Annotated in this window: 31 protein-coding genes, 1 tRNA gene and 1 pseudogene; 15 read left to right on the plus strand and 18 right to left on the minus strand. The window is 56.9% G+C overall.

What is annotated here, in order from left to right; all coding sequences use genetic code 11:
• Window positions 1-51: 51 nt before the first annotated feature.
• Window positions 52-435, minus strand: coding sequence for a DUF2946 domain-containing protein (locus GHO25_RS05490; RefSeq protein WP_153390096.1), 384 nt, complete (start codon window positions 433-435; stop codon window positions 52-54).
• Window positions 436-713: 278 nt separating this feature from the next.
• On the opposite strand from GHO25_RS05490, the gene GHO25_RS05495 reads away from it, so the two are divergent.
• From GHO25_RS05495 to GHO25_RS05535, 9 genes are all read left to right on the plus strand, one after another.
• The gene (locus GHO25_RS05495) at window positions 714-854 is read left to right on the plus strand and encodes a hypothetical protein (protein ID WP_153326222.1); all 141 of its coding nucleotides are present in this window, start codon (window positions 714-716) and stop codon (window positions 852-854) included.
• Window positions 851-1,606, plus strand: a complete 756-nt coding sequence (locus tag GHO25_RS05500; protein WP_153373707.1) for a metal ABC transporter ATP-binding protein — start codon at window positions 851-853, stop codon at window positions 1,604-1,606. Before GHO25_RS05495 ends, GHO25_RS05500 begins: the two co-directional genes overlap by 4 nt.
• The gene (locus tag GHO25_RS05505) at window positions 1,603-2,472 is read left to right on the plus strand and encodes a metal ABC transporter permease (RefSeq protein WP_153390097.1); all 870 of its coding nucleotides are present in this window, start codon (window positions 1,603-1,605) and stop codon (window positions 2,470-2,472) included. Before GHO25_RS05500 ends, GHO25_RS05505 begins: the two co-directional genes overlap by 4 nt.
• A 29-nt stretch (window positions 2,473-2,501) precedes the next feature.
• The gene (locus GHO25_RS05510) at window positions 2,502-3,389 is read left to right on the plus strand and encodes a metal ABC transporter substrate-binding protein (protein WP_153390098.1); all 888 of its coding nucleotides are present in this window, start codon (window positions 2,502-2,504) and stop codon (window positions 3,387-3,389) included.
• A gap of 270 nt (window positions 3,390-3,659) precedes the next feature.
• Complete coding sequence (locus tag GHO25_RS05515; RefSeq protein ID WP_153390099.1) at window positions 3,660-4,484, plus strand: ABC transporter substrate-binding protein; 825 nt, start codon at window positions 3,660-3,662, stop codon at window positions 4,482-4,484.
• A 97-nt stretch (window positions 4,485-4,581) separates the two neighbouring features.
• The gene (locus GHO25_RS05520) at window positions 4,582-5,280 is read left to right on the plus strand and encodes an amino acid ABC transporter permease (protein ID WP_048385503.1); all 699 of its coding nucleotides are present in this window, start codon (window positions 4,582-4,584) and stop codon (window positions 5,278-5,280) included.
• Window positions 5,277-5,990 carry an amino acid ABC transporter permease gene (locus GHO25_RS05525; protein WP_153334140.1) on the plus strand — a complete coding sequence of 238 codons (714 nt, stop codon included), beginning with the start codon at window positions 5,277-5,279 and terminating at the stop codon, window positions 5,988-5,990. Before GHO25_RS05520 ends, GHO25_RS05525 begins: the two co-directional genes overlap by 4 nt.
• A complete protein-coding gene (locus GHO25_RS05530; RefSeq protein WP_048368023.1) occupies window positions 5,990-6,733 on the plus strand; it encodes an amino acid ABC transporter ATP-binding protein in 744 nt (247 codons plus the stop codon). The genes GHO25_RS05525 and GHO25_RS05530 overlap by 1 nt, the downstream gene beginning before the upstream one ends.
• Before the next feature lie 13 nt (window positions 6,734-6,746).
• On the plus strand, window positions 6,747-7,751 hold the full coding sequence (locus GHO25_RS05535) for an isopenicillin N synthase family oxygenase (RefSeq protein WP_153390100.1): 1,005 nt from the start codon (window positions 6,747-6,749) through the stop codon (window positions 7,749-7,751).
• 107 nt (window positions 7,752-7,858) lie between these two features.
• On the opposite strand, the pseudogene GHO25_RS26835 reads toward GHO25_RS05535, so the two are convergent.
• From GHO25_RS26835 to GHO25_RS05565, 6 genes and pseudogenes are all read right to left on the minus strand, one after another.
• Window positions 7,859-8,227 (minus strand): annotated as a pseudogene (locus tag GHO25_RS26835) (BrnA antitoxin family protein).
• A gap of 3 nt (window positions 8,228-8,230) precedes the next feature.
• Window positions 8,231-8,512, minus strand: a complete 282-nt coding sequence (locus GHO25_RS05545) for a BrnT family toxin (protein WP_048368018.1) — start codon at window positions 8,510-8,512, stop codon at window positions 8,231-8,233.
• Window positions 8,513-8,766: 254 nt separating this feature from the next.
• Window positions 8,767-8,840, minus strand: a tRNA-Gly gene (locus GHO25_RS05550).
• A gap of 108 nt (window positions 8,841-8,948) precedes the next feature.
• The gene (locus GHO25_RS05555; RefSeq protein WP_178110000.1) at window positions 8,949-9,821 is read right to left on the minus strand and encodes an alpha/beta fold hydrolase; all 873 of its coding nucleotides are present in this window, start codon (window positions 9,819-9,821) and stop codon (window positions 8,949-8,951) included.
• Between the two features lie 156 nt (window positions 9,822-9,977).
• The gene (locus GHO25_RS05560) at window positions 9,978-10,691 is read right to left on the minus strand and encodes a pseudouridine synthase (RefSeq protein WP_153390103.1); all 714 of its coding nucleotides are present in this window, start codon (window positions 10,689-10,691) and stop codon (window positions 9,978-9,980) included.
• Between the two features lie 33 nt (window positions 10,692-10,724).
• Window positions 10,725-10,946 (minus strand): cysteine-rich CWC family protein, encoded by a 222-nt coding sequence (locus GHO25_RS05565; RefSeq protein ID WP_153390104.1) that lies wholly within the window; start codon window positions 10,944-10,946, stop codon window positions 10,725-10,727.
• A 617-nt stretch (window positions 10,947-11,563) separates the two neighbouring features.
• On the opposite strand from GHO25_RS05565, the gene ung reads away from it, so the two are divergent.
• Window positions 11,564-12,256: a uracil-DNA glycosylase gene (gene ung, locus GHO25_RS05570; protein ID WP_153390105.1), complete on the plus strand. Its 693-nt coding sequence runs from the start codon at window positions 11,564-11,566 to the stop codon at window positions 12,254-12,256.
• 76 nt (window positions 12,257-12,332) lie between these two features.
• Here the strand turns inward: ung and GHO25_RS05575 are convergent, their stop codons facing one another.
• Window positions 12,333-12,692 carry a hypothetical protein gene (locus GHO25_RS05575; RefSeq protein ID WP_048368010.1) on the minus strand — a complete coding sequence of 120 codons (360 nt, stop codon included), beginning with the start codon at window positions 12,690-12,692 and terminating at the stop codon, window positions 12,333-12,335.
• The gene (locus GHO25_RS05580) at window positions 12,689-12,958 is read right to left on the minus strand and encodes an ogr/Delta-like zinc finger family protein (protein WP_048385491.1); all 270 of its coding nucleotides are present in this window, start codon (window positions 12,956-12,958) and stop codon (window positions 12,689-12,691) included. The genes GHO25_RS05575 and GHO25_RS05580 overlap by 4 nt, the downstream gene beginning before the upstream one ends.
• 337 nt (window positions 12,959-13,295) lie before the next feature.
• On the opposite strand from GHO25_RS05580, the gene GHO25_RS05585 reads away from it, so the two are divergent.
• Window positions 13,296-13,715: a helix-turn-helix domain-containing protein gene (locus GHO25_RS05585; RefSeq protein WP_178109996.1), complete on the plus strand. Its 420-nt coding sequence runs from the start codon at window positions 13,296-13,298 to the stop codon at window positions 13,713-13,715.
• A 1-nt stretch (window position 13,716) separates the two neighbouring features.
• Here the strand turns inward: GHO25_RS05585 and GHO25_RS05590 are convergent, their stop codons facing one another.
• The 6 genes from GHO25_RS05590 to GHO25_RS05615 form a co-directional block, all read right to left on the minus strand.
• Window positions 13,717-14,067: a putative holin gene (locus GHO25_RS05590; protein WP_153390107.1), complete on the minus strand. Its 351-nt coding sequence runs from the start codon at window positions 14,065-14,067 to the stop codon at window positions 13,717-13,719.
• A complete protein-coding gene (locus GHO25_RS05595; protein ID WP_153390108.1) occupies window positions 14,057-14,467 on the minus strand; it encodes a head completion/stabilization protein in 411 nt (136 codons plus the stop codon). The genes GHO25_RS05590 and GHO25_RS05595 overlap by 11 nt, the downstream gene beginning before the upstream one ends.
• Window positions 14,468-14,501: 34 nt before the next feature.
• Window positions 14,502-14,771: a helix-turn-helix transcriptional regulator gene (locus GHO25_RS05600; protein WP_082148640.1), complete on the minus strand. Its 270-nt coding sequence runs from the start codon at window positions 14,769-14,771 to the stop codon at window positions 14,502-14,504.
• A 316-nt stretch (window positions 14,772-15,087) separates the two neighbouring features.
• Window positions 15,088-16,602 (minus strand): tripartite tricarboxylate transporter permease, encoded by a 1,515-nt coding sequence (locus GHO25_RS05605; RefSeq protein WP_048368007.1) that lies wholly within the window; start codon window positions 16,600-16,602, stop codon window positions 15,088-15,090.
• A gap of 1 nt (window position 16,603) precedes the next feature.
• Window positions 16,604-17,062, minus strand: a complete 459-nt coding sequence (locus GHO25_RS05610) for a tripartite tricarboxylate transporter TctB family protein (RefSeq protein WP_153390109.1) — start codon at window positions 17,060-17,062, stop codon at window positions 16,604-16,606.
• 56 nt (window positions 17,063-17,118) lie between these two features.
• Window positions 17,119-18,096 (minus strand): tripartite tricarboxylate transporter substrate binding protein, encoded by a 978-nt coding sequence (locus tag GHO25_RS05615; protein WP_153330712.1) that lies wholly within the window; start codon window positions 18,094-18,096, stop codon window positions 17,119-17,121.
• Between the two features lie 447 nt (window positions 18,097-18,543).
• On the opposite strand from GHO25_RS05615, the gene GHO25_RS05620 reads away from it, so the two are divergent.
• A complete protein-coding gene (locus tag GHO25_RS05620; RefSeq protein ID WP_048368003.1) occupies window positions 18,544-19,215 on the plus strand; it encodes a response regulator in 672 nt (223 codons plus the stop codon).
• The gene (locus tag GHO25_RS05625; protein WP_153390110.1) at window positions 19,208-20,611 is read left to right on the plus strand and encodes a sensor histidine kinase; all 1,404 of its coding nucleotides are present in this window, start codon (window positions 19,208-19,210) and stop codon (window positions 20,609-20,611) included. The genes GHO25_RS05620 and GHO25_RS05625 overlap by 8 nt, the downstream gene beginning before the upstream one ends.
• 256 nt (window positions 20,612-20,867) lie before the next feature.
• Here the strand turns inward: GHO25_RS05625 and GHO25_RS05630 are convergent, their stop codons facing one another.
• Together GHO25_RS05630 and GHO25_RS05635 are read right to left on the minus strand one after the other, a co-directional pair.
• Entirely contained in the window at window positions 20,868-21,686 is an 819-nt protein-coding gene (locus GHO25_RS05630; protein WP_048368000.1) for an HDOD domain-containing protein, read from the minus strand.
• A gap of 15 nt (window positions 21,687-21,701) precedes the next feature.
• A complete protein-coding gene (locus tag GHO25_RS05635; RefSeq protein WP_153390111.1) occupies window positions 21,702-22,646 on the minus strand; it encodes a folate-binding protein YgfZ in 945 nt (314 codons plus the stop codon).
• A gap of 148 nt (window positions 22,647-22,794) precedes the next feature.
• Here GHO25_RS05635 and GHO25_RS05640 point away from each other — a divergent pair, with 148 nt between their 5' ends.
• Both GHO25_RS05640 and GHO25_RS05645 read left to right on the plus strand, forming a co-directional pair.
• Window positions 22,795-23,049, plus strand: coding sequence for a succinate dehydrogenase assembly factor 2 (locus GHO25_RS05640; RefSeq protein ID WP_048385476.1), 255 nt, complete (start codon window positions 22,795-22,797; stop codon window positions 23,047-23,049).
• On the plus strand, window positions 23,033-23,485 hold the full coding sequence (locus GHO25_RS05645; RefSeq protein WP_178109997.1) for a protein YgfX: 453 nt from the start codon (window positions 23,033-23,035) through the stop codon (window positions 23,483-23,485). The genes GHO25_RS05640 and GHO25_RS05645 overlap by 17 nt, the downstream gene beginning before the upstream one ends.
• Here GHO25_RS05645 and nadB read toward each other — a convergent pair.
• Window positions 23,454-25,070, minus strand: a complete 1,617-nt coding sequence (gene nadB / locus GHO25_RS05650) for an L-aspartate oxidase (RefSeq protein WP_153390112.1) — start codon at window positions 25,068-25,070, stop codon at window positions 23,454-23,456. The genes GHO25_RS05645 and nadB overlap by 32 nt on opposite strands.
• Between the last annotated feature and the right edge of the window lie 352 nt (window positions 25,071-25,422).

The following is a 25,422-nucleotide window of genomic DNA, read 5'->3' on the forward strand; positions in this document are numbered from 1 at the left end:
CGTTGTCGAATCAGTGAGCGACGCAGGTGCGCGCCGTGAACGAACGTGGGGTTACGGGGCTTGTGGTTGAAGCCTGGGGATCACGTAGCGGGGCGGGGGTTTGAGCGGGTCACGGGGCTGGGCTCGAGTGGGGCGTGCACGGCGGATCAGCCAGCCCAGTGCGATAAAGAAGATCAACGCCTGAGCCACCGAGGCGGCAAATGAGCAGGTGTCTTCCATGGCTTTCATGGACGTTGGTGACATGTCGCTGATCTTCGACATGCCTTTCATGGCATGGCTGGGGGTGTGGCTCATGCCGCACTCCATCCGTGTAGGTGCCCGCGAAAACGCACCGAGCATCTGCCCGTGGCAGATACTGCAGGCGAGGCCGTTGAACAGGATGAAAGCCAGCAGCATCCAGGCAACGAGCGAACGGTGGTCACGGGCAAATCTCATGGGGCGGGAATCTACCACTGCTTTTTCTCGACTCACAGCGATGTGTACCGAGCCTGCGTTCTGGCGAGGCGCCACGCCGCGTCAATCAAGCGATCAAGGGTGGTGCGACAAAATGGCACGCGCCTCAGGCAAGTGCTTGATACAGCCGCGTTTTCTGCTGAGTGCGGATTTGCTGCGGGTGCAGGCTGTACAGATTTCGCTGGCCAGTAGCATGTATTCACTAGGCATAACAGTTTGCTGGGATGTAATATCATTACATTATATTTCGAGCGACCCGCGTGAAGACTCCCCGATCCCCCCTTGTTGCAGGCATTGTCAGTTCTGCGCTGGCCCAGTCTGCGGGTAAGCGACTGTTAACCTCGTTGTGTGTGTTGGTGGTGCTGTGGCTGGGCATCGCCTGGGCGGTGGCGATTCCATGAGTGCAGCGAGCATTAGCCTGGATGACCTGACCGTCACCTATGAGCGCCGACCGGCGGTGCATCACATCAGCGGTTGCTTCGATGCAGGCAGCCTGACTGCGATTGTCGGCCCTAACGGTGCCGGCAAGTCGACGCTGATCAAAACCATTGCCGGCACGCTAAAGCCCGCCGCCGGGCGGGTGGATCGCGGGAATCTGGCGTTGCGCAATCTTGGTTATTTGCCGCAAGCGGCCGAGATCGATCGCAGCTTCCCCCTGAATGTTGTCGATACGGTGCTGATGGGCGCATGGCGCAGCATCGGTGCCTTTCGTGGCGTCAGCCGTGAGCAAGCCCGGCAGGCCCAGGAGGCGTTGATCGCCGTCGGGCTTGAAGGGTTTGAAGATCGCAGTGTCGGCTCGTTGTCGTCCGGGCAGTTTCAGCGGGTGCTGTTTGCGCGCTTGTTGATGCAGAACGCCTCGGTGATTTTGCTGGACGAACCCTTTACCGCCATTGATGCCCGCACCACTCAAGACCTGCTCAAACTGATCCGCGACTGGCACGGTCAGGGCCGCACCGTGATCGCGGTGCTGCATGACATCGAACAGGTGCGCAAACATTTCCCCAATACGCTGCTGATGGCGCGCGAGGCGATTGCCTGGGGCGATACCGCGACTGTGTTGCACGCCGACAATTTGCGCCGCGCGCGCAACATGGCCGAGTACTGGAGTGACGATGCCACGGCCTGCGATATGAACGAGGAGCAGCCTTCATGATGCTGTATCAGATGGTCGTGCAACCGTTTGTTGAATTTGGCTTTATGCGCCGCGCCTTAGTGGCTTGCCTGGCGCTGGGTATCGGCTCCGGTCCGGTGGGTGTGTTGTTGATGTTGCGACGCATGAGCCTGGTCGGTGATGCGATGAGCCACGCGGTATTGCCCGGTGCGGCAGTCGGCTTTTTGTTCGCCGGTTTGTCATTGCCCGCCATGGGCTTTGGCGGGTTGATCGCCGGGTTGTTGGTGGCGTTACTGGCCGGGTTGGTCAGCCGCTTTACGACCTTGCGCGAAGACGCCAGTTTCGCGAGTTTTTACCTCACTTCGCTGGCTGCCGGGGTGTTGATTGTCTCGTTGCATGGTTCCAGCGTGGACCTGCTGCACGTACTTTTCGGCACCATTTTGGCCATCGACAGCCAGGCCATTTTCATGGTCGGCTGCATCGCCTCATTCACCTTGATCGTGCTCGCCCTGATTTATCGACCGCTGATACTGGAGTGTTTCGACCCCGGCTTCCTGCGTGCGGTGGGGGGTAAAGGCTCGCTGTATCACGTGCTGTTTTTGCTGCTGGTAGTGCTCAATCTGGTAGCCGGTTTTCAAGCGCTGGGCACGTTGATGGCGGTGGGCATGATGATCATCCCGGCCACCGTGTCGCGGTTCTGGGCCACATCATTAAGTGCGCTGATGATCATTTCGACCGTGGTCGCCACGCTCTCGGGCTTTATTGGTTTGATCGTTTCGTTTCATGCCGGCGTCGCTTCCGGCCCGGCGATTGTGCTGACCGCCAGTGCTTTTTATGTGATTTCGCTGCTGTTTGGCCGCAGTGGAATTGTCCGTCGCTTGCTCCCGAAAACGCATCTCACCCACTGATTTCCGACACTCACCCAAAGGGGATTCGCATGAAGCCAAAAATGCTGCTGGCTGCTGTTTTTGCATTGTCGAGTATGGCCGGTCTTGCCCAGGCAAAACCCATCGAAGCGGTGGCGTCATTCACCGTGCTTGCCGACATGGTGCAGAACGTGGGCGGTGACCATGTGCACGTGACCTCGCTGATCGGCCCTAACGGCGATCCGCATGCCTACGAGCCAACGCCCAATGACGCGCAGGCGTTGAAGCGGGCCAATCTGGTGTTTGTCAGCGGTCTGCACCTGGAAGGCTGGCTTGACCGCTTGATCAAGGCCTCGGGTTACCAGGGCCAGCCGGTGGTGCTGTCCAATGGCATCAAGACCCGCAGCATGGAAGAAGACGGCAAGCGCATCACCGATCCGCATGCCTGGAACAGTGCGGCGAACGGTGTGGTGTATGTGCGTAACATCATCAGCGCCTTGCAAAAGGCTGACCCGGCCAATGCCAGCGATTATCAGGCCAAAGGCGAGCAGTACATCCAGCAGTTGGAGCAACTGGATGCTTATGCCCGCGCGCAGGTCCAGGCAATCCCTAGTGACAAACGCAAGGTCCTGACCTCGCACGATGCGTTTGGTTACTTCGGCGATGCCTACGGCGTGACCTTCCTGTCGCCGCTGGGCTTTTCGACCGAGACTGAAGCGTCGGCTTCGGACGTGGCCAAGCTGATCAAACAGATCAAGCAAGAACACGTCAGCACCTACTTCTTCGAAAACTCCAGCGACCCGCGGCTGGTCAAGCAAATCGCTGATGCCAGCGGCGCGCAGCCGGGTGGCGAGCTTTACGTTGAATCGTTGTCACCTGCCGATGGCCCGGCGCCAACGTATGCACAAATGTTCCGCTACAACGTCGACAAGCTGACGGCGGCGATGAAGGGGAATTAAAGCGTCTGTACTCTGTGGGAGCGGGCTTGCTCGCGATTGGATCGACAAGGTGTAACAGATAGACCGAGTCGCTTGCATCGCGAGCAAGCCCGCTCCCACAGGGAGGAATGGCGCTCGTCACAGCTGTCCGACAATCATTAATGCGATATAGATATATTAAATAGTTCTTTTATTACCAATGGTTCGGGTTGTTAGACTTCAAGGCTAATGGCCTGCACTGCTGATCAGTGGCGGGGTCACGTTCTTAAGTTTTTCTTCTGAGATCCTGAGATGAGAATTAGCCTTCTGAGTTCGGCCGTTGCAGTTGCTTTGTCTCTCGTGAGCGCTGGCGTTTTTGCCGATGTCGCCTCCATCAAAAACAAGGGCGAGATTGTGATCGGTACCTTGGGTACTGATGAGCCCAACAGTTTCGTTGACCCCAAGACCCGTCAGATCATTGGTTATGAGATTGATCTGGGCAATGAAATTGCCAAGGACCTGGGCGTCAAGCCGGTCTACAAGCAGATCGCCGTAGCTGCGCGGATTCCAGAGTTGCAGCAGGGCCGCGTCGATCTGCTGGCCGCTTCTCTGACCCACAACAAAGAACGTGAGGCGCTGGTCGATTTCTCGTATTCAGTGTTGATCACCGGGCAAAAAGCCATGGTGAAGAAATCCAGCGGCGTGACGGCACTTGATCAACTGGCCGGAGAAAAAATCCTCACCGTCAAAGGCGGTACTCAGGAACCCAACATCCTCAAGGCGCTGCCGACCGCTAAAGTCGTGACCTTCGACACTTCGCAACAAGCACTGCTAGCGTTGCAGCAAGGTAAAGGCAAGGCGTTTGTCGATGATGAATCTGCGCTGACCAACGATTTTGCGAAGATCGGTGCGGGCGCCAAAGGTTACGCAATTCTCCCTGAAAACCTCAGCACCGAAGCGCTGGCGCTGGCATTGCCCAAAGACAGCGGCGACTTGAAAGTGGCTGTCGACAAGACTCTTGCGCGACTTGAAAGCTCGGGCGAAGCCGAGAAGCTGTACCTGAAATGGTACGGCCCGGGCACCAAATCGAACCAGGCCGAGCGCCATTTCAAGATCGACTCCGATCAGGTTGAGTAACCGCTGCCATTAGGCGGGCCGGTCATGACATTGCTGGTCTGGTAACCCCAGGCAACGCCAATGAATGGCCGGCCGGTCTCCAAGAGTTTTGCGCGAGATGCTGGATTTTGATTATTCGTTACTCCTGAGCGGTCAATACCACGACATGCTGCTCAGTGGCTTGATGCTGTCCATCAAGCTCGCCTGTGTCACGTTAGTGTGCGCACTTCCGTTGGCCCTGTTTATTGCCTTGCTGCGCCTGTCACCTGTGCGGCCGCTGCAATGGCTGGGTTTTGCCTACGTCGAGTCCATCCGCAATATTCCGCTGCTGGCGCACATGCTGTTCTGGTATTTCGCGGCGCCCGAGTTTTTGCCCGAGTCCTTTCGCGAGTGGCTCTACGCCGGCAACATCGAGGCCATCAGTGCCATCGTCGCACTGACGCTGTACACCGCAGCCTTTATGAGCGAAGACATTCGCAGCGGTATCCGGGCGATCCCCACTGTGCAACTGGAAGCCGGGCGTGCCCTGGGCTTTGGTTATCTGGCGAGCATGCGTTTGGTGGTCTTGCCGCAAGCTTTGCGGGTGACCGTCGCGCCGCTGATCTCGCAAACCCTCAATCTGTGGAAAAACACCAGCATCGCCACGGTAGTCGGTGTGGCCGAGTTGATGTATCAGGCCGGGCAGGTTGAAACCGCAACATTCCGCAGCCTTGAATCCTTTGCCTTTGCCACATCGGCCTATCTCAGCGTGTCGCTGCTGATTACCGGTGCTGCGGCGTGGTATCAACACCGCTACGTGCAGGCGAAATCACGATGACCACATTAGAGTTGATCGATTCGTACTGGGTGTACTTCCTGGTCGGTCAATACCCCAACGGTCCGCTTGGCGGGTTGGCGCTGACCTTGATCCTGGCGTCTGCCGCGCTGGTATTGGCGATGCCGCTGGGTGTGCTGTTCGGCCTGGCGCGGCTCAGCCCGTGGCGCTGGCTGCGTTGGCCGGTCACGGCGCTGGTGTTTGTGGTGCGTGGCACCCCGTTATTGATGGTGATTTTTTGGGCGTACTTTTTTCTGCCCAGCCTCACCGGGTTCAAGACCGATCAATTCACCACCATGCTGATTGCACTAGTGATATTCGACGCGGCGTACCTGTCAGAGATCGTTCGCGCCGGGGTGCAGGGGCTGGACCGCGGGCAGGTGGAGGCATCGCGTTCGCTGGGGTTCGGCTACTGGCGCACGATGCGCTGGGTGGTCCTGCCACAGGCGCTGCGCACCATGCTGCCGTCGCTGGTTAACCAGTTTGTCTCGACGATCAAAGAAACCTCATTGGGCTACATCATTGGCCTCACGGAAATCTCCTTTATCGCCTCGCAGATCAACACCCAAGTGTTCACCATGCCGGCTCAGGTCTACCTGATTCTGGGGCTCACGTATTTTGTATTGTGCTTTGGCCTGTCACGTTTCGCCTTCTGGCTGGAGCGGCGTCAGACGCAACGTGTTTCCTTAACTGACAACAGCAAGGTGACCTGATGATTCGCCTGGAAAAAGTTAACAAGTGGTACGGCACCTATCAGGCACTGGTGGATGTCGATGAGCACATTGCCAAGGGCGAGGTAGTCGTGATTTGCGGGCCGTCGGGGTCGGGCAAGTCGACCTTGATCCGCACCCTCAATCGCCTGGAGCCGATCAAGTCCGGGCGCATTCTGATAGATGGCCAGGACATCCACGCCAAGGACCTGGACCTTAACCAGTTCCGCTCACACATCGGCTTTGTGTTTCAGCAGTTCAACCTGTTCCCGCACCTCACCGTGCTGGAAAACTGCACGCTGGCGCCGATTCGTCTGCGCGGCCTGAGCCGGGCAGACGCTGAAAAAGAAGCCATGGCGTTACTCGACCGTGTGGGCCTTGCGCACAAGGCGAGTGCCTTTCCGATCAATTTATCCGGTGGTCAGCAGCAGCGCGTGGCCATTGCCCGGGCGCTGGCGATGCGCCCACCGCTGATGCTGTTTGACGAGCCGACCAGTGCGCTCGACCCGGAGATGGTCGGTGAAGTGTTGCTGGTGATGCGCGACTTGGCCCGCGATGGCATGACCATGGTCGTGGTGACCCACGAGATGGGCTTTGCCCGTGAAGTGGCCGACCGGGTTTTATTTATGGACCAGGGCCGGGTACTCGAACGAGCGCCTGCCGAAAGCTTTTTCCAGAACCCGGAACATCCGCGCACGCAGAAATTTTTGGCGGATATCCGTACACCTTTTTCGTCTGCCGTTTGAGGGCTGAGTGGTCATGAGCACTGCGATCCGAGAGTTACCCATCATTGATGTGGCGCCATTGTTCACTGCAAGCGGGCGCAGTGACGTCGCCGAGCAGATCAGCCGCGCCTGCCGCGAACAGGGGTTTTTCTATGTCGTCGGGCATGGCATTGACCCGGCACTGGTTCAGCGCCTTGAAGCCTTGAGCCATGAGTTTTTTGCCCTGGACGAAGCCACCAAATTGCGCTGGCGCATGGAGCTCGGCGGACGTGCCTGGCGGGGTTACTTTCCGCTGGGCGGCGAACTGACCTCAAACCGCCCCGACTGGAAAGAGGGCTTGTATCTGGGCACTGAGCTGGGCGACACGGCACCCGAAGTCGTGGCCAGGACCCCGGTGCATGGTGCAAACCTGTTCCCGGATGTTGTTGGTTTTCGCGAGACCATTCTTGCCTACATGGAGGCGGTGACTCAGCTTGGGCATCGGCTGCTCGAAGGCGTCGCCCTGAGCCTGGGGCTGGACGCGCAGTATTTCCACGACCGCTACACCGCCGACCCGCTGATACTGTTCCGGCTGTTCAATTACCCCTCGCAACCCGTGCCAGAAGGGCTGGATGTGCAATGGGGCGTGGGCGAGCACACTGATTACGGGCTGCTGACCATCCTTCATCAGGACAGCATAGGCGGCCTGCAAGTGCGCACCCCGCAAGGCTGGATTGAAGCGACACCGATCCCCGGCGCGTTTCTGTGCAACATCGGCGACATGCTCGACCGCATGACCGGCGGCCTGTACCGCTCGACACCGCATCGCGTGGCGCGCAACACCTCGGGTTCGGACCGCCTGTCATTCCCGCTGTTCTTCGACCCCAACTACCGCGCGCGGGTCCAGCCCATTGAAGGCTTGCCTGCGGTTGAACAACAAGACGACAGCGCCCAACGCTGGGACCAGGCCAACGTGCACGCCTTCAACGGGGAATATGGCGACTACCTGCTGAACAAAGTGTCGAAGGTCTTTCCGCAACTGCGTGAGAGCGTGTTGTAAATCCAATCTGCAGGAGCGAGCTTGTCTCGCGATCTTTTGATCTTTAAAAGATCGCGAGGCAAGCTCGCTCCTACAGCCTGTTGCTAGTGAGGCAACTGCGTACCTTCTTAAAGGTATTCATTAGCCTTGGATTTGCTCGGTTTTGGCGTGCCTAAAACTCGATTTAATTCGACGGCGACAGCGATGAGTTGTTGCTCCAACGCTTCGACATCTGACTGGCTGATCCCATCGTTAATCACCTACAACGTACTGGCTCGTTTTTTCGGAGCAGGGGCCAGGTTGTGCGCGTCTTCAGAGACCAATGCTTGTCGGAGAAGGTTATTGATCAACGTCTGATAGCCTGTACCCGCACTTTCCGCGCGGTTGCGGGCTGCTTCAATCACGACATCGTCGAGCATGATGGTGATACGTGTCTTGCCTTTGCTGCTGGCAACCGCGCCGCGTTTGCCAGTACTGAAATCGTATTCGTCTTTCATGGTTCAAGCCTCCTGGTACTGGCGTCGTTCATGTTTGGTTGCCAGTCTGGCACTGATGACGCGCACAAAATGCGGATCTCGATACGTATAGGCGACAACCAGTACACGGCCCTTTGCATCCAGCCCCATGGTGACCCAGCGTTCTTCGTCGTGGTCATGGTCCTGAATAGTTACGCCAGCCTCGTCGTAAAACACTTGCTCCGCATCAGCCAAACTAATGCCTTTGTGCTTTTGCTGATTGGCGAGGTTTTTGGCCCTGTCGTATTGAATCCTGAATGCTCTCATTATGCATATTTTCTATGCATAAAAAAGCCGTTGTAAAGACCGTCAGTCAGCAAGGTATTTCTCCAAGTCTGGCGCTGTGGATACAGGATGATCCGGTCCAATCTTGAAGGGGTAGCCAACGAATTTCAGTACGCAAACGACGACCCATTGCGTATGAGGAGTATGAGTGGCTTGTCGGAAGAGATGTTTGGAGGCTGAGGGCGGGCGTGGATAGCTGGAGAGGAGAATACTGGACAACGAGGGAGAAGCAGAATTGGAGCGGGTAGAGGGAATCGAACCCTCAACTAAAGCTTGGGAAGCTTTCGTTTTGCCACTAAACTATACCCGCTCAAAGCGGCTAACTTTTTACCAGAAGTCGGCCTTGATGAGAAGTTTTTTATTCTTGAAACGTGCATTTCAGGGTGTTGGTTAAAACCTTTTCGTGTTTCAAGCACCGTTACAGCGCTATCGACAGTCGCTGTGCGGGCCTTGTGATGACAGGCGCTGGCGGTTTTAAAAAGTCGAGCAAGGCAATCTTGCTGATGTGGCTGGCCTGTTTGTGTTCCATGTCCAGAAAGTGTCCAGTGTTTTCTACGCTGACAAATTGGCTGTCGCGGATCGCGTGTGCGAATTGCCGTGCGTCATTGGCGGCGGTGTATTCGTCCCATTCGCCATTGATGAACAGCACCGGTATTTCAATGCGTTGTGTGGCCTTGAGATAGCACTGAGGGTCGCCGCTCAGCACCTGGTTGATGTGAAAGTGCATCTGCGCGTATTCGTGTTCGGCCAAGGTGCTGACGTGCCGATAGTTGAAGCGCTTGAACAGGGAAGGCAGGTGTTTGCCCAGGGTGTCGTTGACCAGATTGCCGACCTGCGTGCGGTTGCAGTCTGCCAGGCAGCGGCGGCCGCGCTCCAGGTAGTTGCGCATGGGGACATTGATGAGGGGCGAAAATGAGCTGATGACGGCTTTTTCGATACGCCGGGGTGAGCTGGCCAGCGCGGTCAGCGCGGCGGTGCCTCCCCATGAGAATGACAGCACGTATTGGGCGTCGAAGTGCTCAATCAACTCCAGAAGCACGTCGGCTTCCAGTTCTTTGGTCAGAGGGGTCTGATGCCGGTTATGGTGTTTGGACTGGCCTGCGTAGGGCTGATCGTAAAGGACGACGTTGAGGTGCGGGTGCAGGTTTTTGACGGTTTGGGCGAACGATGCTGTTGTGGACATCGACCCATTGACCAGAATGATGGTGTTTTGCGCGGTATCAGAGCGGTAGAACTCAGTGTGAATTCGATACTGCCCCTGAATGTCGAGCACAGCGATTTCGGGCTTCATCATGGGTCTGACTCCAGTGAATCGAGCGTCTGTCAGACTGATAATGCGCCGCGATTGTGACAGGCAGGCGTGGCCTTAAGCGCAGTTCACATCTGTAGGAGCGAGCTTGTCTCGCGATCTTTTCAACGATCAAAAGATCGCGAGGCAAGCTCGCTTCTACAGCGGTTGCATCGCAGGGCAGCACTGCTGGATTTCCTCAGACGTCAACGCGCGGTATTCGCCCGGGGCGAGTCGGCTGTCGAGCATCAGCGGGCCAATGCTTTCACGGTGCAGGCGCACGACCTTATTGTCGAAGTAGCCAAACATGCGTTTAACCTGATGATAGCGACCTTCCACAATGCTCAAGCGCGCCGAGCGTGGGCCGAGCAGTTCAAGTGTGGCAGGCAAGGTGGTCAGGTCTTCGTAGGCGAAATATACGCCCTGTTCGAACCGGGTGATGTAAGCGTCAGTGATGTCTTGTTCAGTTTCGACGTAGTACACCTTGGGTAGTTTGGTTTGTGGTTGCGTCAGGTGGCGAGACCAATGACCGTCATTGGTGATGAGCATCAAGCCGCTGGTGTTGAAGTCCAGTCGACCCGCGATGTGCAAGTCGTGCTTGTCGTCTTCGTTCAGCAGATCGAGCACGGTCGGGTGCTCGGGGTCTTGGGTGGCGCTGACGCAGCCAGGCGGTTTGTGCAGCATGAAATAACGCGCGGGTTTGCCGACTTGCAACACGTGTTCATCGAGCTCAACCCGGCTGAACTCGCGAATGTCATGGTGCGGGTCAGAGACGATCTGGCCATCAACCCGCACGCGCTTTTCAATCAGCAACAAGCGAGCCTGCTGGCGGTTGAACTGGGGCAGGTTGCTCAGAAATCGGTCTACGCGCATAGCGATCAATCACAAGAGATACAGGCCTGTATCTTACGCGAGGTGTTTTGGGGGCGCTGGAGGTAATTGGCTGAGTACGTCGGCGCAGCGGGGGCACAGGCATGCGCTGTTGCGTTGCTCGGGCGGCAAAGCCCGCAAGATCTCAGGATCAATGCTGACGCTGTAACACCAGCAGGGCAGGTGCTCGGTCTGTGCACTGGCCATAGAGCAGTCATTACGCGCACCACAGGCGGGGCAGAGGTTGGGGGCTGTCATGTCGGGTGTCCGTGGAGTGGCTGGCATCGGTGGCGCCAGTGTATGCCTTGTGCAATGGCGCTGCGCTATACACCTTGTCGCGTACTGGCCTGGCCACTGGTCTGAGGGTTAGTGTTGCATGGCACTGAGTCTGCTTTTTGCGGTCATATAAATCGTCAGGCAGCATTGCTGTTTGGCGCCGTCCAGCGCCGCTGGATCGTGCCCCTTCGCGGTCCAGGAGGCCGCCATGTTCCGACGTCTACTCACTATTGTTGTATTGGGTTTGGCTGTGTCTGCGTGTGTGCCTTATAACTCGGGTTACAGCGTTTATCGCTCTGATGTTTATACGGTGCCAGCACCTTATTACTACGGCGTTTACCGACCTTATTACGTCTACCCGCACCCTTACTACGCCCCGTCGCCACACTACTGGGGCCCAGGACCTGGGTATCACTATGGTTATGGGGGAGGGTACGGCCGAGGCTGGGGAGGTCGATAAAACACAGAGCACGTAACGCGACTAATCCCTGCGTCGCAGGCTGGCGTGCGTATCGTCAGTCTGCGCTGCGGGTATTGATCAATTGACAATGGGAGCGAGCTTTTCTAGTGTCCGCGGCATTGTTTTTAAGGGTGTAGCCATGACGTCGGATGATCGTATAAAACTTGAAGCTGCCTGGAAGCAGGCTTTGCGTGAGGAGTTCGATGAGCCCTACATGGGTGAGCTGCGCGATTTTTTGCGCCAGGAACATGCCGCCGGCAAAGAAATCTACCCGCCCGGGCCGTTGATTTTCAATGCGCTGAACTCAACGCCGCTGAACAACATCAAAGTGGTCATTTTGGGGCAGGACCCCTATCACGGGCCTGGCCAGGCTCATGGTTTGTGTTTCTCGGTTCAGCCGGGTGTCGCAGTGCCGCCTTCGCTGGTCAATATCTATAAAGAACTCAAGCGTGACTTGAATATTGATATCGCGCCTCACGGCTGTTTGCAGTCCTGGGCGGATCAGGGCGTGTTGTTGCTTAACACGACGATGACTGTGGAGCGGGGGATTGCCGCCTCCCATGCCAAAAAAGGCTGGGAGCGTTTTACCGATCGCATTATTCAAATCGTCAGTGAGCAGCAACCACAGCTGGTCTTTTTGCTTTGGGGTGCCCATGCGCAGAGTAAGCAAAAGCTGATCGATGCGACTAAACATCTGGTGCTGACCTCGGTGCACCCGTCGCCGTTGTCGGCTTACCGTGGGTTTATCGGCAATGGGCATTTCAGCCGTACCAACAAGTTCCTTGAGCAAAATGGCCTGACCCCGATCGACTGGAAGTTACCGCCTGTTTGATCAGGGCTCACACGCCGTTGGCACACCAGGTAAGGCGCCTGGTGTGCTGAGGCGCAATGATCTGAGCCTGTGCGGGTCAGACCAGGCGCAAGCGACAGTTATCGGGCGCCTCAATCACTCTGCCGACTATTGCGGCGACAGGCACAGCCCAGGTCATGCCGTTGGCCGGGTCGGTAATCACAGCGAGCGTGTCGCTGCTGGCACTGACGTCCAGACGTCGTCGTTCATGAATGGTTTTTAAATCGCCATAGGCATGACTGACCAGCTTTTCCGCAAGCGCTGTGCTTAATTCAAACGTCGTGACCAAATACCGAACTGCCTTGCAAAAAAGCACCTGATCGTTACCGGGGTGCTGAGCCTGATAACGTTGCAAGAACACCAGCGCAGCTTGCTGAAGGTAGGGGTGGTCTTCGATTTGCGAATAAATAAGAGTCATGCGCGGGCGCCCTCGGCAGTGATTTTTTCGGAGGGTAGCGCCGCTTGGCGCAACTCCTGATTGACACCCGGCAGGCGCACGTCCGGGTTCGGCATACCACTGGGAGACAGCTCATGGGTCATTTCAAATTCTGCCCTGACTGACCAGCCGCAGGCTTCGGTTGTGCATTGCAAATAAGCGACGCGTAAGAAGATATGTCGACCTTCGCTGGTGCGAATACGCATTCTGCTTAAGCAATGCGGACAAACCATTTTATAGGTGCTCATGACTGACTCCAATTGAACTATTGTTGTGTGCTCGTTTGAATAAGCACGTTAATTTCAAAGAAAGATCAATCCGTTGATCATGCAGGCTGACACCTTATGTCGGGGTTAGTCAGTTTTTTGATGATGAGTAATCCTTTTTAACTGTTCTTGTAAGAATTATGACTCCGGATAAGTAATCTTTTTTTCTGGTTTTCTTTATGTGTTTGTTTTTTCCTAATGGGCTGTTTCAATAGTCTTTTGTTTTGATGGGAAATGTTACATATCTATAACTAAAAAATACTCAATACGCGTAAATTCTGCCAAAAAACACAACAATGTCAAATTGGAAAAATTCAAATTGAGTAGCAGTAAATCTATTGAAATACTTGGACGGTTGAAAAAAATAACCCGCGTTAAAACAGACTCCGGGCTTTCTGAGATTCTGGGAGTAAGTCCGCAAACACTCAGTAGTTGGAAAGGGCGTGATCGCATTCCTTACTCGGTGTGTATGGAACTTGCCAGCGCACATGGTGTCTCGCTTGACTGGCTATTTGGTGGTCAGGGTCCAATGTTATTGCAGTCGCCGGCGACGGTGGTCGAATCCGTAGGCAGGCTGTCGGAACATGAACGAAAAATGGTATTGATGTTTCGAACATTAAAACGCTCCGATCAACGCGTTGTGTATAAAGTGGCCGAAGAAAAACAACAGCTTTATCTGTTGCTTCGTCAAGTTGAAGAGCTGTCAGCCCGTCTTGAGTATGATGCCGCTCGCCGTTAATTTATTTAGGCCCTTTAAAACGTCGCAGTACATCGAAAATATCTGCAGAGCTCACCCAAATCATGAGTTTTATGCTGATGGGTATGACCACCAGTGCGCAAATAAATGCAGTGACTCCCACGGATAAACCGTTTAAGTGTGGCAGGGCAACAGGGGTGAATAAATAACCGACGCAGGCGCTCAGCAGGAAGGAGCCTGCATGTTGCCAGCCCTTGAGAGACCTGCGTGCACTGGTGACCACCCACGCCCCCAGGCAGGCACCAAACACTGCATCACGGTCGATCATCGCGATCATCGCAAGCCCGATTTCCAGATACCAGTACGAAGCCAATCTAATCATTTCATTCGTCATGATGTCGGTACTCATGCGTGAACAAATGGGCGGCAGACGGTTCATTCATAGAACAGCGGCGTCCGCACTTTTCAATTTTAAAGTGCTGATAAAGCTCAATGGCTGCAGTGGCTTCAACAGCGCTGAGGTAGTGAGCCACCAACACGGAACAGTTATTGACAGTGGGGGCGGGTACTTCTTCTAAATACCCATAACCTTGTTGTTGAACATGCTGCTGCCACACGGTCAGTGCTTTATTGACGGTGGCAGTTGCACCGTGCGCTGCTGTTCTAAGCCGCCCTTCACTGATACTTGAACTCAAGGACAGTGCCTTCCTGAGCGATGTCAAGTTGATGGGGGGCCAAAACGCATCATCGCTGGTGCAGTCTGATAGTGAGAGAGAGGATGTTGATAGGCTCATGCTTATAGTCCTTGGCACGCCTTTTTATTGCCCGCTAAGGCAGCAGCGGCATGCCGAGCTTAATGGCTTTGATGACGGCGGCGTGACGTGACGTGACGCCGAATTTCATTCGTACATTGGCGATATGAAAATTGATCGTTGTTTCTGATCTGTTCAGAATGAGCGCCACCTCGGCACTGGTTTTTCCTTGGGCGCACCAACTGAGGACTTCATGCTCTTTAGGCGTTAGAGAGGGTATGAAATCAGGCGATGTAGAGGGTGTATCCGGCGAGAGTGGTCGCCTGGAAAAACTGCACTTTTTCATATGTTGCCCTTGCATTGAGGAGTGTGCCGGACGAGAAGATCATTCTTGATGTGCTAAAAATAATCGGTCTGCTGACGACTCAACAACGTGGCAAGGTTGTAGGAATGTCCATGACAGTAATGGAATATTCCTACATAGATGCGAGTGTTTTATACATACGCTTGCATGGGTGTTTAAGTTGATTGCACAAAAGTTGGTGATCAACTCGTTACCTGGCGAGCAGGGCGCCCGCCAGGCGTTTTAATGGGTTGCCATAAAGGCAACCGCCAGTCAGGGCGACTGGCGGCGGTGTTACTCGCAGCCTTTAACGCCTGATTCAGGCATTGGCTGTGGTGTGGCGTTTGGCGCTGCGCTTGCGCCAGATACGCACGATAGGGAACAGCAGCATCACGGCGGTCAGGCCCCAGACACTCATGGTGATCGGGCTGGCCCACAAAATCTCCAGTGCACCATTGGAAATCGACAGCGCCCGACGCAGGTTCTGCTCCATCAGCCCGCCCAGGATGAACCCCAGCAGGACCGGCGACAGCGGGAAGTCGAGCTTGCGCAGGATATAACCGAAGATGCCGATGGCGATCATCAAGAACAAGTCGAAGGTGGTTGCGTGCACGGCATACACGCCAATCGCCGTGATGATGGCAATCACCGGTACCAGTGCCCAGTTAGGCACGGCCAGAATGCGCGTGAAGATGCGGATCATCGGAATGTTGAGGATCACCAGCATGATGTTGGCGATGAACAACGAAGCGATCAGGCCCCAGACAATGTCCGGTTGCTGTTCAAACAGCAGTGGGCCCGGGGTGATGTTGTACAGCGACAAGGCGCCGATCATCACCGCCGTGGTGCCGGAACCCGGTACACCGAGTGTCAGCATCGGGACCAGGGCACCGCACGCCGAAGCGCCGATAGCGGTTTCGGGTGCCGCCAGACCACGCGAGTCACCTTGACCGAATGTGCCTGTGGCACCGGCCAGACGTTTCTCCGTCATGTAGGCAACAGCACTGGCCAAGGTTGCACCGGCACCCGGCAGCACGCCCATGATGAAGCCCAGCAAACCGCAGCGGATGTTCACTACGAACACCGCGGAGGCTTCTTTGAGGTTGAACATCATACGGCCGGTGGCTTTCACGGCTTCCTGGCCGCGATGGGTTTTTTCCAGCAACAGCAGAATCTCGCTGATGGAAAACAGCCCGAGCACCAACACGACAAACTGGATGCCGTCAGTCAGGTGGATGTTATCGCCGGTGAAGCGATACACACCGCTGTTGGCATCGATCCCGACGCACGACAGAAACAGGCCGATCAGTGCTGCGATAAACGTCTTGAGCGGTCGGTCGCCGGCCATGCCGCCCAGGCAGACAATCGCGAACACCATGAGCACAAAGTATTCTGCCGGGCCGAAGGCAATCGCCCATTTGGCCAGCAGCGGGGCAAACAGCACCATGCCGCAGGTGGCAATGAATGCGCCGATGAACGAGCTCCAGGCCGAGAGCGACAACGCCACGCCGGCCAGGCCTTTACGGGCCATTGGGTAGCCGTCAAGGGTGGTCATGACCGTCGATGCTTCGCCGGGGATGTTCAGCAAAATCGAGCTGATACGCCCGCCGTATTCGCAGCCCAGGTACACCGCGGCCAACAAGATAAGCGCGGACTCTGGCGGCAGGCCGAGGGCGAAGGCAATCGGGATGAGCAGGGCCACGCCGTTGATCGGGCCAAGGCCGGGCAGCAGGCCGACTACGGTGCCGATCAAGGTGCCGCACAGTGCCGTAACCAGGTTGTAAGGGCTGAGCGCGACGCCGAAGCCCTGGCCCAAATAGCTAAAAGTATCCATATCAGTTCTCCAGAACTTCGAGCAGGCCAAGCGGCAGCGGAACGTCCATCGCTTTATCAAACAGCAGATAAAGACCGACGCTCATCAGGCTGATGATCACAATGCTCGGCAACCAGCGGCCGCCATACAGGCGTGCCATCGGGATGCCGGCCAAGATGGCGCTGAGGACAAAACCGAGGGTTTCGAAGGTGCCGGCAAAGATCAGCAATAGCACGACACACAGGCCGATTTTGATCAGGGTTTCGCGATCCAGTTGCGGGTCATCTTCGCTGTGCACCACCGGCGAGGGGCGAAAGATCATGTAGATCAAACCCAGGCTCATCAGGCCGAGCATCAACAGCGGGAAGGCGCGTGGGCCGACCGGTTCGTAAGAAAAAGACGCCTGATAGGGCCAGGCCATCGCCGCCAGACAGAGGCAGACGATGAGCAGCGCCGAGGCAAAAACACGTTGTAAGAGCATGGTTCACTCCAGGGCTGTGCCCCACGGTAAAGGGCACAGTCAGCGATCAGCGACGGTTACTGAATGAGGCCAAATTCCTTGGCCAGGACTTTGTAATCAGTCACTTGTTTCTTCACGTAGGCGTCCAGCTCCGGGCCGGTCATCGAGAACGGAAACAGTTCGCGCTGATCACGCAAGGTGGCGAAGTCTTCGGACACCAGCAGTTTGTCGAAGGTCTCTTTCCACCACGCATAGTCGGCATCGCTGACTTTTGGCCCCAAGTAGAAGCCGCGCACCACCGGCCAGACGATGTCGTAGCCCTGTTCTTTGGCGGTCGGGATCTCTTTCATTTGCGGGTCGTCGAGACGCTCATCGGCGAAGACCGCCAGCAGGCGCATGTCACCGCTCTGGATGTGAGGCATGGAGTCGGAAATATCGGTGCTGCCGACCTGGATATGGCCGCCCAGCAAGGCCGTGGCGATTTCGCCGCCGCCTTCCAGCGCTACGTATCGCAATTCACGCGGGTTGATACCTGCTGCTTTGGCGACCAGTGCTGTCTGCATCCAGTCCTGGCTACCCACTGTGCCTCCAGAACCAATCACCACACTGCCCGGATCTTTTTTCAGTGCTTGAACGAGATCGTCAAGATTCTTGTAGGGCGAGTCTTTTTTCACGGCGAGCGCGCCGTAGCTGGTGCCGACGGCCGCGAGCCAGCGAACAGCGCCTTCATCGAAACGCCCGAACTTGCCTTGTGCCAGGTTCAGCAGTGAACCGCTGGACCATGCCACCAACGTGCCGGCGTCTGCCGGGCGCTGCGCGACTACCGCGTTATACGCCACCGCGCCCACGCCACCCGGCATGTAGGTCACGCGCATCGGTTTGCTGAGCAGTTTTTCGTTTACCAGTGCGCTTTGCACCAGCTTGCAGGTCAGGTCAAAACCGCCGCCAGGGGAGGCCGGGGCGATACATTCAGGGCGTTTAGGTTCAGCCATCAATTGGCCAGCGAACAACATGCAGCCGGCAGCAAGAGCCAAAGAGCGCAGTGAGAAATTCATAATGTCTCCGCAGGAGTTATTGTTTTAAATGAGCAGAAAAGTGCTGTTATCAGTCGTGGCCATCGCCAACGTTTACGCAGGGCAAGTGCCGTGCATCGTCAGCGTCATGGGTACAGCGAGGGGCAACAGAATGTCGTTCGCAGGCCTGTGTGGCGGTGAGCGAAGACGGGGCAAGCAGGAAGGCAAAGGGCGATAGGCTGAGGCGTCAGCATACGGTGTGCTCCATTATTGTTCTTATTGGCGAAAACACGTCGAGGTGTTTTGCGCAGCGCTAAAAAATCATTTGCGCAACAGATGTAACTGTTTGTTGGCGAATCCTAATCCGCCAACCTTTCGTGAACCTTTCAGTTTTCTTTCAGTGTTTATTTGGGGTTCACAGCCCCGTTTGCGTCTGTACACTTCGCGCACAGAGCCACAGGCCTGAACAAAAATAATGAGGTAAATCCGATGCGTGTTCTTTTGGTCGAGGATCAGTTGCAGTTGGCCGAGAGTGTTGCTCAAGCGTTGAAAAGTACTGGCCTGACCGTGGACGTCCTGCACGATGGTGTGGCCGCTGACCTGGCACTGAGCAGCGAAGACTATGCGATGGCCATTCTGGACGTGGGCCTGCCGCGAATGGATGGCTTTGAGGTGCTGGCGCGTTTGCGCGCGCGGGGCAAAACCTTGCCGGTGTTGATGCTGACCGCACGCAGTGACGTCAAGGACCGGGTGCATGGGCTCAATCTGGGCGCCGATGATTACCTGGCCAAACCGTTTGAGCTGGCTGAGCTCGAAGCGCGGGTCAAAGCCCTGTTGCGCCGTAGCGTGTTGGGTGGCGAGCGTCAGCAGCGCTGCGGCCCGCTGGTTTACGATCTGGAGACCCGGCGCTTCACGCTAAAAGACGAATTACTGACCCTGACCTCACGCGAGCAGGCCGTACTGGAAGCGTTGATCGCAAGGCCGGGGCGGGTCATGAGCAAGGAGCAACTGGCGGCTCAAGTGTTTGGTCTGGACGAAGAAGCGAGCCCGGACGCGATTGAAATCTACGTGCACCGCTTGCGCAAAAAACTCGACGGCCATGCGGTGGCAATTGTGACGTTCCGGGGCCTGGGTTACTTGCTGGAAGGCCGTGATGTTTAAAGTCGACAGCCTGCGTTGGCGGTTGCTGTGGACCCTGACCCTGTTGCTGGTGGTGCTGATGCTCGCCAGCAGCCTGAGTGCTTACTTCAATGGTCGCGAAGCCGCCGACACGGCTTACGACCGCACCTTGCTGGCATCCGCCCGCACCATCGCCGCCGGCTTGTCACAGCGTGATGGCAGCCTGAGTGCCGACGTACCTTACGTGGCACTCGATACCTTTGCCTACGACAGTGCCGGACGCATCTATTACCAGGTTTACGATATTCAGCGGCGGCTGATTTCGGGCTATGAACACTTGCCGGCACCGCCACCCGGCACGCCACGGACTGACGATTACCCGGCGCTGGCGCGTTTTTACAACGCTGAATACCGTGGGCAAAACGTCCGCGTGGTGAGCCTGCTCAAGGCCGTTAGCGAACCGAACATGAATGGCATGGCCGAGATTCGCGTGGCAGAAACCGATGAGGCACGCGTGGCCATGGCGCGCAGCCTGATGGCTGACACCTTGCTGCGTCTGGGCATGCTGGGGCTGGGCGCATTGTTAGTGGTGTGGTTTGCCGTGAGCGCCGCCTTACGCCCGCTGGAGCGTTTGCGTACCGCCGTTGAAGAGCGCGAGCCGGATGATCTGCGGCCGTTGCCGCTGGTGCCTGTGCAGCGTGAGCTAAGGCCGCTGGTGCAAACCTTGAACCACTTTACCGAGCGCCTGCGTTGGCAGTTTGAGCGCCAGGCGCAGTTTATTGCCGACGCGGCCCATGAGTTACGCACCCCGCTGGCCGTGCTCAAGGCCCGCATTGAGTTGGGCTTGCGCACACATGACTCGCAGGTTTTGCGTCACACGTTGGAACAAACGGTTAAAGACACCGACCGGCTGACGCATTTGGCGAACCAGTTGTTGTCGCTGGCGCGTATTGAAAATGGTGCGAGGGCGATTGCTGAGGGCGGGGCGCAATTGCTCGATCTCAGCCAACTGGCCCGAGAGCTGGGCATGGCCATGGCGCCCCTGGCGCATTCCCGAGGCGTGGCCCTGGCGCTGGAAGCCGACCAGCCGGTCTGGCTGCGCGGCGAACCGACCTTGCTCAATGAGCTATTGAGCAACCTGATCGACAACGCACTGGCGCACACCTGTACTGGGGGTAACGTGATCTTGCGGGTGTCCTTGCCAGCGGTACTGGAAGTTGAAGACGACGGTCCGGGTATCCCGTATGAAGACCGTGAGCGAGTGTTTGAGCGGTTTTATCGACGTAACCAGCAAGTGGCGGGGAGTGGTTTGGGGCTGGCCATTGTTGGCGAAATCTGCCGCGCGCATCTGGCCCACATCAGCCTGCATGACGGCGCCGAGCGCGGGCTAAAAGTGCGGGTGAGCTTCGTATCGGCAGCCGACAATCGTTCGCTGTAGGCGCGAGTTATCGCAGCCTTCGTGCCTCGGCAGCGACTACGGGTTCTGTAGGAGCGAGCTTGCTCGCGATCTTTTGATCTTACGGCGCACCGGCCGGTACAGGGTTGGATGATTTTACGGCCGCTTCGCAGCCGGACGTAGCCTCGCAAAGCTCGTCAACTGCTACAGATTTAGCGTGCTGTAGGAGCGAGCTTGCCTCGCGATCTTTTGATCTTGCGGCCGCCTCGCAAGGCCCGTCACGGCTACGGGTGTGGCGTTACATGAACATCCCGCGTGCATCGTTCATTTGTTGCTGAAACACCTCGCTGTCAGCATCCAGCTTAAGCCGTTTGAATGCGTGCAGCGCATTCAGGTTGTGGCTGAGTGTCGGGGTGTCGCGCTGTTCGCAGAACACCGTGGCGATCTGCACCAGGTCGATGTAGTCGATGGCCTTGGACTCTCGGCCAACGTCCTGATATTGACCCGGCAGCTTGAGCAGCATTTCCGGAAACTCCCAGACCGCGAGCAATTTGTCGCCAATCACCGGGTGAATGCGCTCGATCACATGGTTCAGCGACACGGGGTCTGCGAGCAGTTCGTTATGTTCCTCGGCATAAATCAGGATCGGTAATACGCCAATTTGATGCACCAACCCGCCAAGCGCTGCCTGATCGGGTTTGAGCGAGGTATACCGCCGACAAAACGCATAGCACACACCGGCCACCTCCAGGCTTTGTCGCCAGACGTCGCGCATTTTGCTTTCGACGACGGGCGAGCGGGCGTGGAAGATCTGTTCCATGACCAACCCAATGGCCAGGTTGCTGCTGTAATTCACGCCCAGCCGGGTGATGGCGGTGTGCAAGTCTGTCACTTCGTACAACGCGCGCAGGAGCGGGCTGTTGACGACTTTAATCAGCCGCGCCGCCAGCGCGGTATCGCGACCGATGACTTTGCTGAGGTTGCTGACGCTGATTTCCGGGTTTTCCGCTGCCTTGCGAATATTTAACGCCACTTCCGGTAGCGTGGGCAAAACCAGGTCATCTCGAACGATGGCCTTTACCAAGTCCATCTGGACTTTGCTCGCCAACATGCTCATTTTTATTCTCGAGAATTAACGCTGTATCTCACGATCACGGTCGAGTTGGTAAGGCAAGTCAAGCAAGGTCAGCGCAGGGCCTTGCAGATCGCCCACGTGAATATCTCCCGCTTCCACCGCGTCAGATGTCAACACGGCCAGCAGTTCAATACGCTCCGGAGTATGAGCAGCAATCACCACTTCGCCCACGGCGCTGCTGTGTGTCGGTGCAAACAGCGGCGTGCCAGGCTCTGGCTGCGCATTGCCCGCCTCAAGCGACAGGCGATAAAGACGGCGTTTGAGCTTGCCGAGGTATTGCATGCGCGCAACGATTTCTTGCCCGGTGTAGCAGCCCTTTTTGAAGCTGACACCGCCTACCGCTTGCAGGTTGATCATTTGCGGGATGAACAGTTCGCGCGTTTGCGGCATGACCTGACCAATGCCAGCGCGGATCTGGCCGAGTGTCCATTGGTTGATATCGGCTTCAGGCAACTGGGCCTTCAACTGCTGGTGCAGGTGTTCGGCTTGCTCGGACGGCGCCCACAGTTCTGCGCGGCCCTCTGATACACGAATGGCGATGAGGCCATTCGCACGGGCGACGCTGTCGGTGTCGGCAGGCAGGTCGATGCCCAGGCCTTGCAATACTGCGTCGCCCTGGCTCAGGCCAAAGCGCACCCAGTGATCGCTGTCATCGGTCAATTTTGATTTGGAGAACACCGCGTACTTTTTCAAGTCAGCCAATTGTGGCTCGACCAGTTCACGCGCCATGGCCAGAAAGCAGCCCTGCGGTTCGAGGAGGATACGGAAACTCGACTGCATCCGGCCTTTCTGCGTGCAACGCGCACCGAGGCTTGAGTGCGTGTCGCTCAGATAATTGAGGTTACAGGTGAGTTGTCCCTGCAGGAACTTGCTGGCGTCGTTGCCAATAACAGCAAGAACGCCTTCGTGAGACAAGGTGCAGAAAAAAGCAGAGTCGGCCATGAGTCATCGCAGGTTGTAAAGTCTGGGACACATCATAGAGGGGTGACCTGTAAATGGGTAGTTCGCAAAGGTTCTCGACAACCGACCAAAGCCGACTGTTCTCTCTTGGATCGGTCTGTATACTTGCGCTCTATTTGAGGAGCGCTCCATGGTCGAAGATGTTGAACTCAATCGTCTCTACTGGCACAGCCGCCGCGGCATGCTTGAGCTGGACGTACTGTTGGTACCGTTCGTCAAGGAGGTTTACCCGCACCTCAATGACGTTGATCGCGAAGTCTATCGCAAGCTCCTGGAGTGCGAAGACCAGGACATGTTCGGCTGGTTCATGGAGCGCAGCGAGTCTCAAGACCCCGAGCTGCAGCGCATGGTCCGCATGATTCTGGACCGTGTCCAGCCCAAGTGATTTTTTTGAATGCCGCTGGCACGCCTCCGGGCAATTGCTGGCGGCGTATCTGGCAGCGCAATCGCTGGCACTGATCTCAATCTGCCTTCTTTCGATACCCGTGTGGGCTCGCCTGCTTGGGCTGTTGTTGTGCCTGATGCATGGCGTTTGGGCAGTGCCCCGGCATATTCGATTGACCCACGCCAAGGCCTTCAGTGGTCTTCGCCGAAATACCGAGGGTTGGCAGTTATGGAGTCGGGCCAAGGGCTGGCAGGCCGTGCAGTTGCAACGCGACAGCCTGGCGTTGCCGATGATGGTGCTGCTGCGGTTCCGCGTGCCGGGCGAGTGGTGGGTGAGGGCGGTGTGCATTCCGCGTGACGCGCTGGCGCCGGATCAGCACCGGCGCTTGCGCGTGCGACTCAAGTTCAGTCGGCGTAGGTGGTTGGCACCAGAATAGTGTCCAGCGCCTCAGGCAGCATGTCCGGGTAGTCGAGGGTGTAATGCAGCCCCCGTGACTCCTTTCTCGCCATTGCACTGCGGATCATCAACTCGGCCACTTGCGCCAGGTTGCGCAGCTCAATCAGGTCGCGGCTGACTTTATAGTTACTGTAAAACTCGTCAATTTCGTCCAGCAGCAGGCGCACGCGGTGCTCGGCCCGTTGCAGGCGCTTGTTGGTGCGGACAATGCCCACGTAGTCCCACATAAAGCGCCGCAGCTCATCCCAGTTGTGGGCGATGATCACGTCTTCGTCCGAATCGGTCACCTGGCTGGCATCCCAGCTGGGCAGCGAATCCGGAATGTCGATGTGTTCGAGTTGCGTGAGGATGTCGTCTGCCGCAGAGCGGGCGTACACGAAGCATTCCAGCAATGAGTTGCTGGCCATGCGATTGGCACCGTGCAGGCCGGTAAAGCTGGTTTCGCCAATGGCATACAGGCCGGGGACGTCGGTGCGCCCGTGACCGTCCACCATGACCCCGCCACAGGTGTAGTGCGCCGCAGGCACCACCGGAATCGCCTGTTTGGTGATGTCGATGGAAAATTCCAGGCAGCGTTCATAGACCGTCGGGAAATGGGTCTTGATGAACGTGTCGGATTCATGGCTGATATCCAGGTACACGCAGTCAATGCCCAGGCGTTTCATTTCGTGGTCGATGGCGCGGGCCACGATGTCCCGCGGGGCCAGTTCACCACGCGGGTCAAAACGGTGCATAAAGCGCTCGCCATTCGGCAGCTTGAGGTGTGCACCTTCGCCACGCAGGGCTTCGGTGATTAAAAAGCTCTTGGCTTGCGGGTGATACAGGCAAGTGGGGTGGAACTGGTTGAATTCCAGATTCGCGACCCGGCATCCCGAGCGCCAGGCCATGGCAATGCCATCACCGCAGGCGCCATCGGGGTTGCTGGTATAGAGGTATACCTTGGCTGCGCCGCCTGAGGCCAGAATGGTGAAGCGCGAGCCGTAGGTGTCGACTTCGCCGGTGGCGCGGTTGAGCACGTAGGCACCGAGGCAGCGGTCACCTTCCAGGCCCAGGCGACGGGCGGTAATCAGATCAACGGCCACGCGTTGTTCGAGCAATTCAATATTGGGGCGCTGGCGGGCTTGTTCGAGCAGAGTCTTGAAGATAGCCGCGCCGGTGGCATCGGCGGCGTGAATGATGCGCCGATGGCTGTGGCCGCCTTCACGGGTGAGATGGAACTCAAACCCTGGGTGCTCAGGGTCGGCGTCCTCATCGCGGGTGAAGGGCACGCCCTGGTCGATCAGCCACTGAATGGCTTCGCGACTGTGTTCGACCGTAAAACGCACGGCATCTTCATGACACAGGCCGCCCCCGGCATTGAGGGTGTCTTCGACGTGGGACTGGACCGTGTCGGTGTCATCCAGCACGGCAGCGACGCCGCCTTGTGCCCAAAATGTCGAGCCGTTGGCCAGGTCGCCCTTGCTCAAAACTGCAATGCGCATATGGCCTGGCAGTGACAGCGCCAGGCTCAGACCGGCAGCCCCGCTGCCAATCACCAGCACATCGTGTTGAAAATGTTGGCTCATTCTTCTTATGTCCGCAAAAAAAGCGCCCACTAGTATATAGAGGGGGGGATCGGCACAATAGCCGGGCCTTTGTGGCGTTGGGTCATTACAGCGGGCGAGAAGTGTGCCTCAGAGTGTGGCGATCTGCATGCCGTTTTGCAGAATAAATCGGTAAACCAGAGGCTGCGCGTCGGGCACAACCTGCGCACGAACTGTATTTTATCCTGCTATAGACGTTACACCTGATCTGAATTTTGGAACTTTTCCGACAGCTCAGGGTTCAATAGCAGGTTGCCCGCCATAAAGGGGAGTTGCGTCAATGCCATACGGGGTTGATTTTACGGCCCGCGCAGGTGACTTTGACGACAAGATT

It is taken from the genome of Pseudomonas sp. FSL R10-1350 (assembly GCF_009600525.1).
GTDB lineage: Bacteria > Pseudomonadota > Gammaproteobacteria > Pseudomonadales > Pseudomonadaceae > Aquipseudomonas > Aquipseudomonas helleri.

What these genes read in the sequence shown, in the direction of transcription:
- GHO25_RS05490 (WP_153390096.1), bottom strand. Translation starts at nt 435, where the DNA reads ATGAGATTTGCCCGTGACCACCGTTCGCTCGTTGCCTGGATGCTGCTG.
- GHO25_RS05500 (WP_153373707.1), top strand. Translation starts at nt 851, where the DNA reads ATGAGTGCAGCGAGCATTAGCCTGGATGACCTGACCGTCACCTATGAG.
- GHO25_RS05505 (WP_153390097.1), top strand. Translation starts at nt 1,603, where the DNA reads ATGATGCTGTATCAGATGGTCGTGCAACCGTTTGTTGAATTTGGCTTT.
- GHO25_RS05510 (WP_153390098.1), top strand. Translation starts at nt 2,502, where the DNA reads ATGAAGCCAAAAATGCTGCTGGCTGCTGTTTTTGCATTGTCGAGTATG.
- GHO25_RS05515 (WP_153390099.1), top strand. Translation starts at nt 3,660, where the DNA reads ATGAGAATTAGCCTTCTGAGTTCGGCCGTTGCAGTTGCTTTGTCTCTC.
- GHO25_RS05520 (WP_048385503.1), top strand. Translation starts at nt 4,582, where the DNA reads ATGCTGGATTTTGATTATTCGTTACTCCTGAGCGGTCAATACCACGAC.
- GHO25_RS05525 (WP_153334140.1), top strand. Translation starts at nt 5,277, where the DNA reads ATGACCACATTAGAGTTGATCGATTCGTACTGGGTGTACTTCCTGGTC.
- GHO25_RS05530 (WP_048368023.1), top strand. Translation starts at nt 5,990, where the DNA reads ATGATTCGCCTGGAAAAAGTTAACAAGTGGTACGGCACCTATCAGGCA.
- GHO25_RS05535 (WP_153390100.1), top strand. Translation starts at nt 6,747, where the DNA reads ATGAGCACTGCGATCCGAGAGTTACCCATCATTGATGTGGCGCCATTG.
- GHO25_RS05545 (WP_048368018.1), bottom strand. Translation starts at nt 8,512, where the DNA reads ATGAGAGCATTCAGGATTCAATACGACAGGGCCAAAAACCTCGCCAAT.
- GHO25_RS05555 (WP_178110000.1), bottom strand. Translation starts at nt 9,821, where the DNA reads ATGAAGCCCGAAATCGCTGTGCTCGACATTCAGGGGCAGTATCGAATT.
- GHO25_RS05560 (WP_153390103.1), bottom strand. Translation starts at nt 10,691, where the DNA reads ATGCGCGTAGACCGATTTCTGAGCAACCTGCCCCAGTTCAACCGCCAG.
- GHO25_RS05565 (WP_153390104.1), bottom strand. Translation starts at nt 10,946, where the DNA reads ATGACAGCCCCCAACCTCTGCCCCGCCTGTGGTGCGCGTAATGACTGC.
- ung (WP_153390105.1), top strand. Translation starts at nt 11,564, where the DNA reads ATGACGTCGGATGATCGTATAAAACTTGAAGCTGCCTGGAAGCAGGCT.
- GHO25_RS05575 (WP_048368010.1), bottom strand. Translation starts at nt 12,692, where the DNA reads ATGACTCTTATTTATTCGCAAATCGAAGACCACCCCTACCTTCAGCAA.
- GHO25_RS05580 (WP_048385491.1), bottom strand. Translation starts at nt 12,958, where the DNA reads ATGAGCACCTATAAAATGGTTTGTCCGCATTGCTTAAGCAGAATGCGT.
- GHO25_RS05590 (WP_153390107.1), bottom strand. Translation starts at nt 14,067, where the DNA reads ATGACGAATGAAATGATTAGATTGGCTTCGTACTGGTATCTGGAAATC.
- GHO25_RS05595 (WP_153390108.1), bottom strand. Translation starts at nt 14,467, where the DNA reads ATGAGCCTATCAACATCCTCTCTCTCACTATCAGACTGCACCAGCGAT.
- GHO25_RS05600 (WP_082148640.1), bottom strand. Translation starts at nt 14,771, where the DNA reads ATGAAAAAGTGCAGTTTTTCCAGGCGACCACTCTCGCCGGATACACCC.
- GHO25_RS05605 (WP_048368007.1), bottom strand. Translation starts at nt 16,602, where the DNA reads ATGGATACTTTTAGCTATTTGGGCCAGGGCTTCGGCGTCGCGCTCAGC.
- GHO25_RS05610 (WP_153390109.1), bottom strand. Translation starts at nt 17,062, where the DNA reads ATGCTCTTACAACGTGTTTTTGCCTCGGCGCTGCTCATCGTCTGCCTC.
- GHO25_RS05615 (WP_153330712.1), bottom strand. Translation starts at nt 18,096, where the DNA reads ATGAATTTCTCACTGCGCTCTTTGGCTCTTGCTGCCGGCTGCATGTTG.
- GHO25_RS05620 (WP_048368003.1), top strand. Translation starts at nt 18,544, where the DNA reads ATGCGTGTTCTTTTGGTCGAGGATCAGTTGCAGTTGGCCGAGAGTGTT.
- GHO25_RS05625 (WP_153390110.1), top strand. Translation starts at nt 19,208, where the DNA reads ATGTTTAAAGTCGACAGCCTGCGTTGGCGGTTGCTGTGGACCCTGACC.
- GHO25_RS05630 (WP_048368000.1), bottom strand. Translation starts at nt 21,686, where the DNA reads ATGAGCATGTTGGCGAGCAAAGTCCAGATGGACTTGGTAAAGGCCATC.
- GHO25_RS05635 (WP_153390111.1), bottom strand. Translation starts at nt 22,646, where the DNA reads ATGGCCGACTCTGCTTTTTTCTGCACCTTGTCTCACGAAGGCGTTCTT.
- GHO25_RS05640 (WP_048385476.1), top strand. Translation starts at nt 22,795, where the DNA reads ATGGTCGAAGATGTTGAACTCAATCGTCTCTACTGGCACAGCCGCCGC.
- nadB (WP_153390112.1), bottom strand. Translation starts at nt 25,070, where the DNA reads ATGAGCCAACATTTTCAACACGATGTGCTGGTGATTGGCAGCGGGGCT.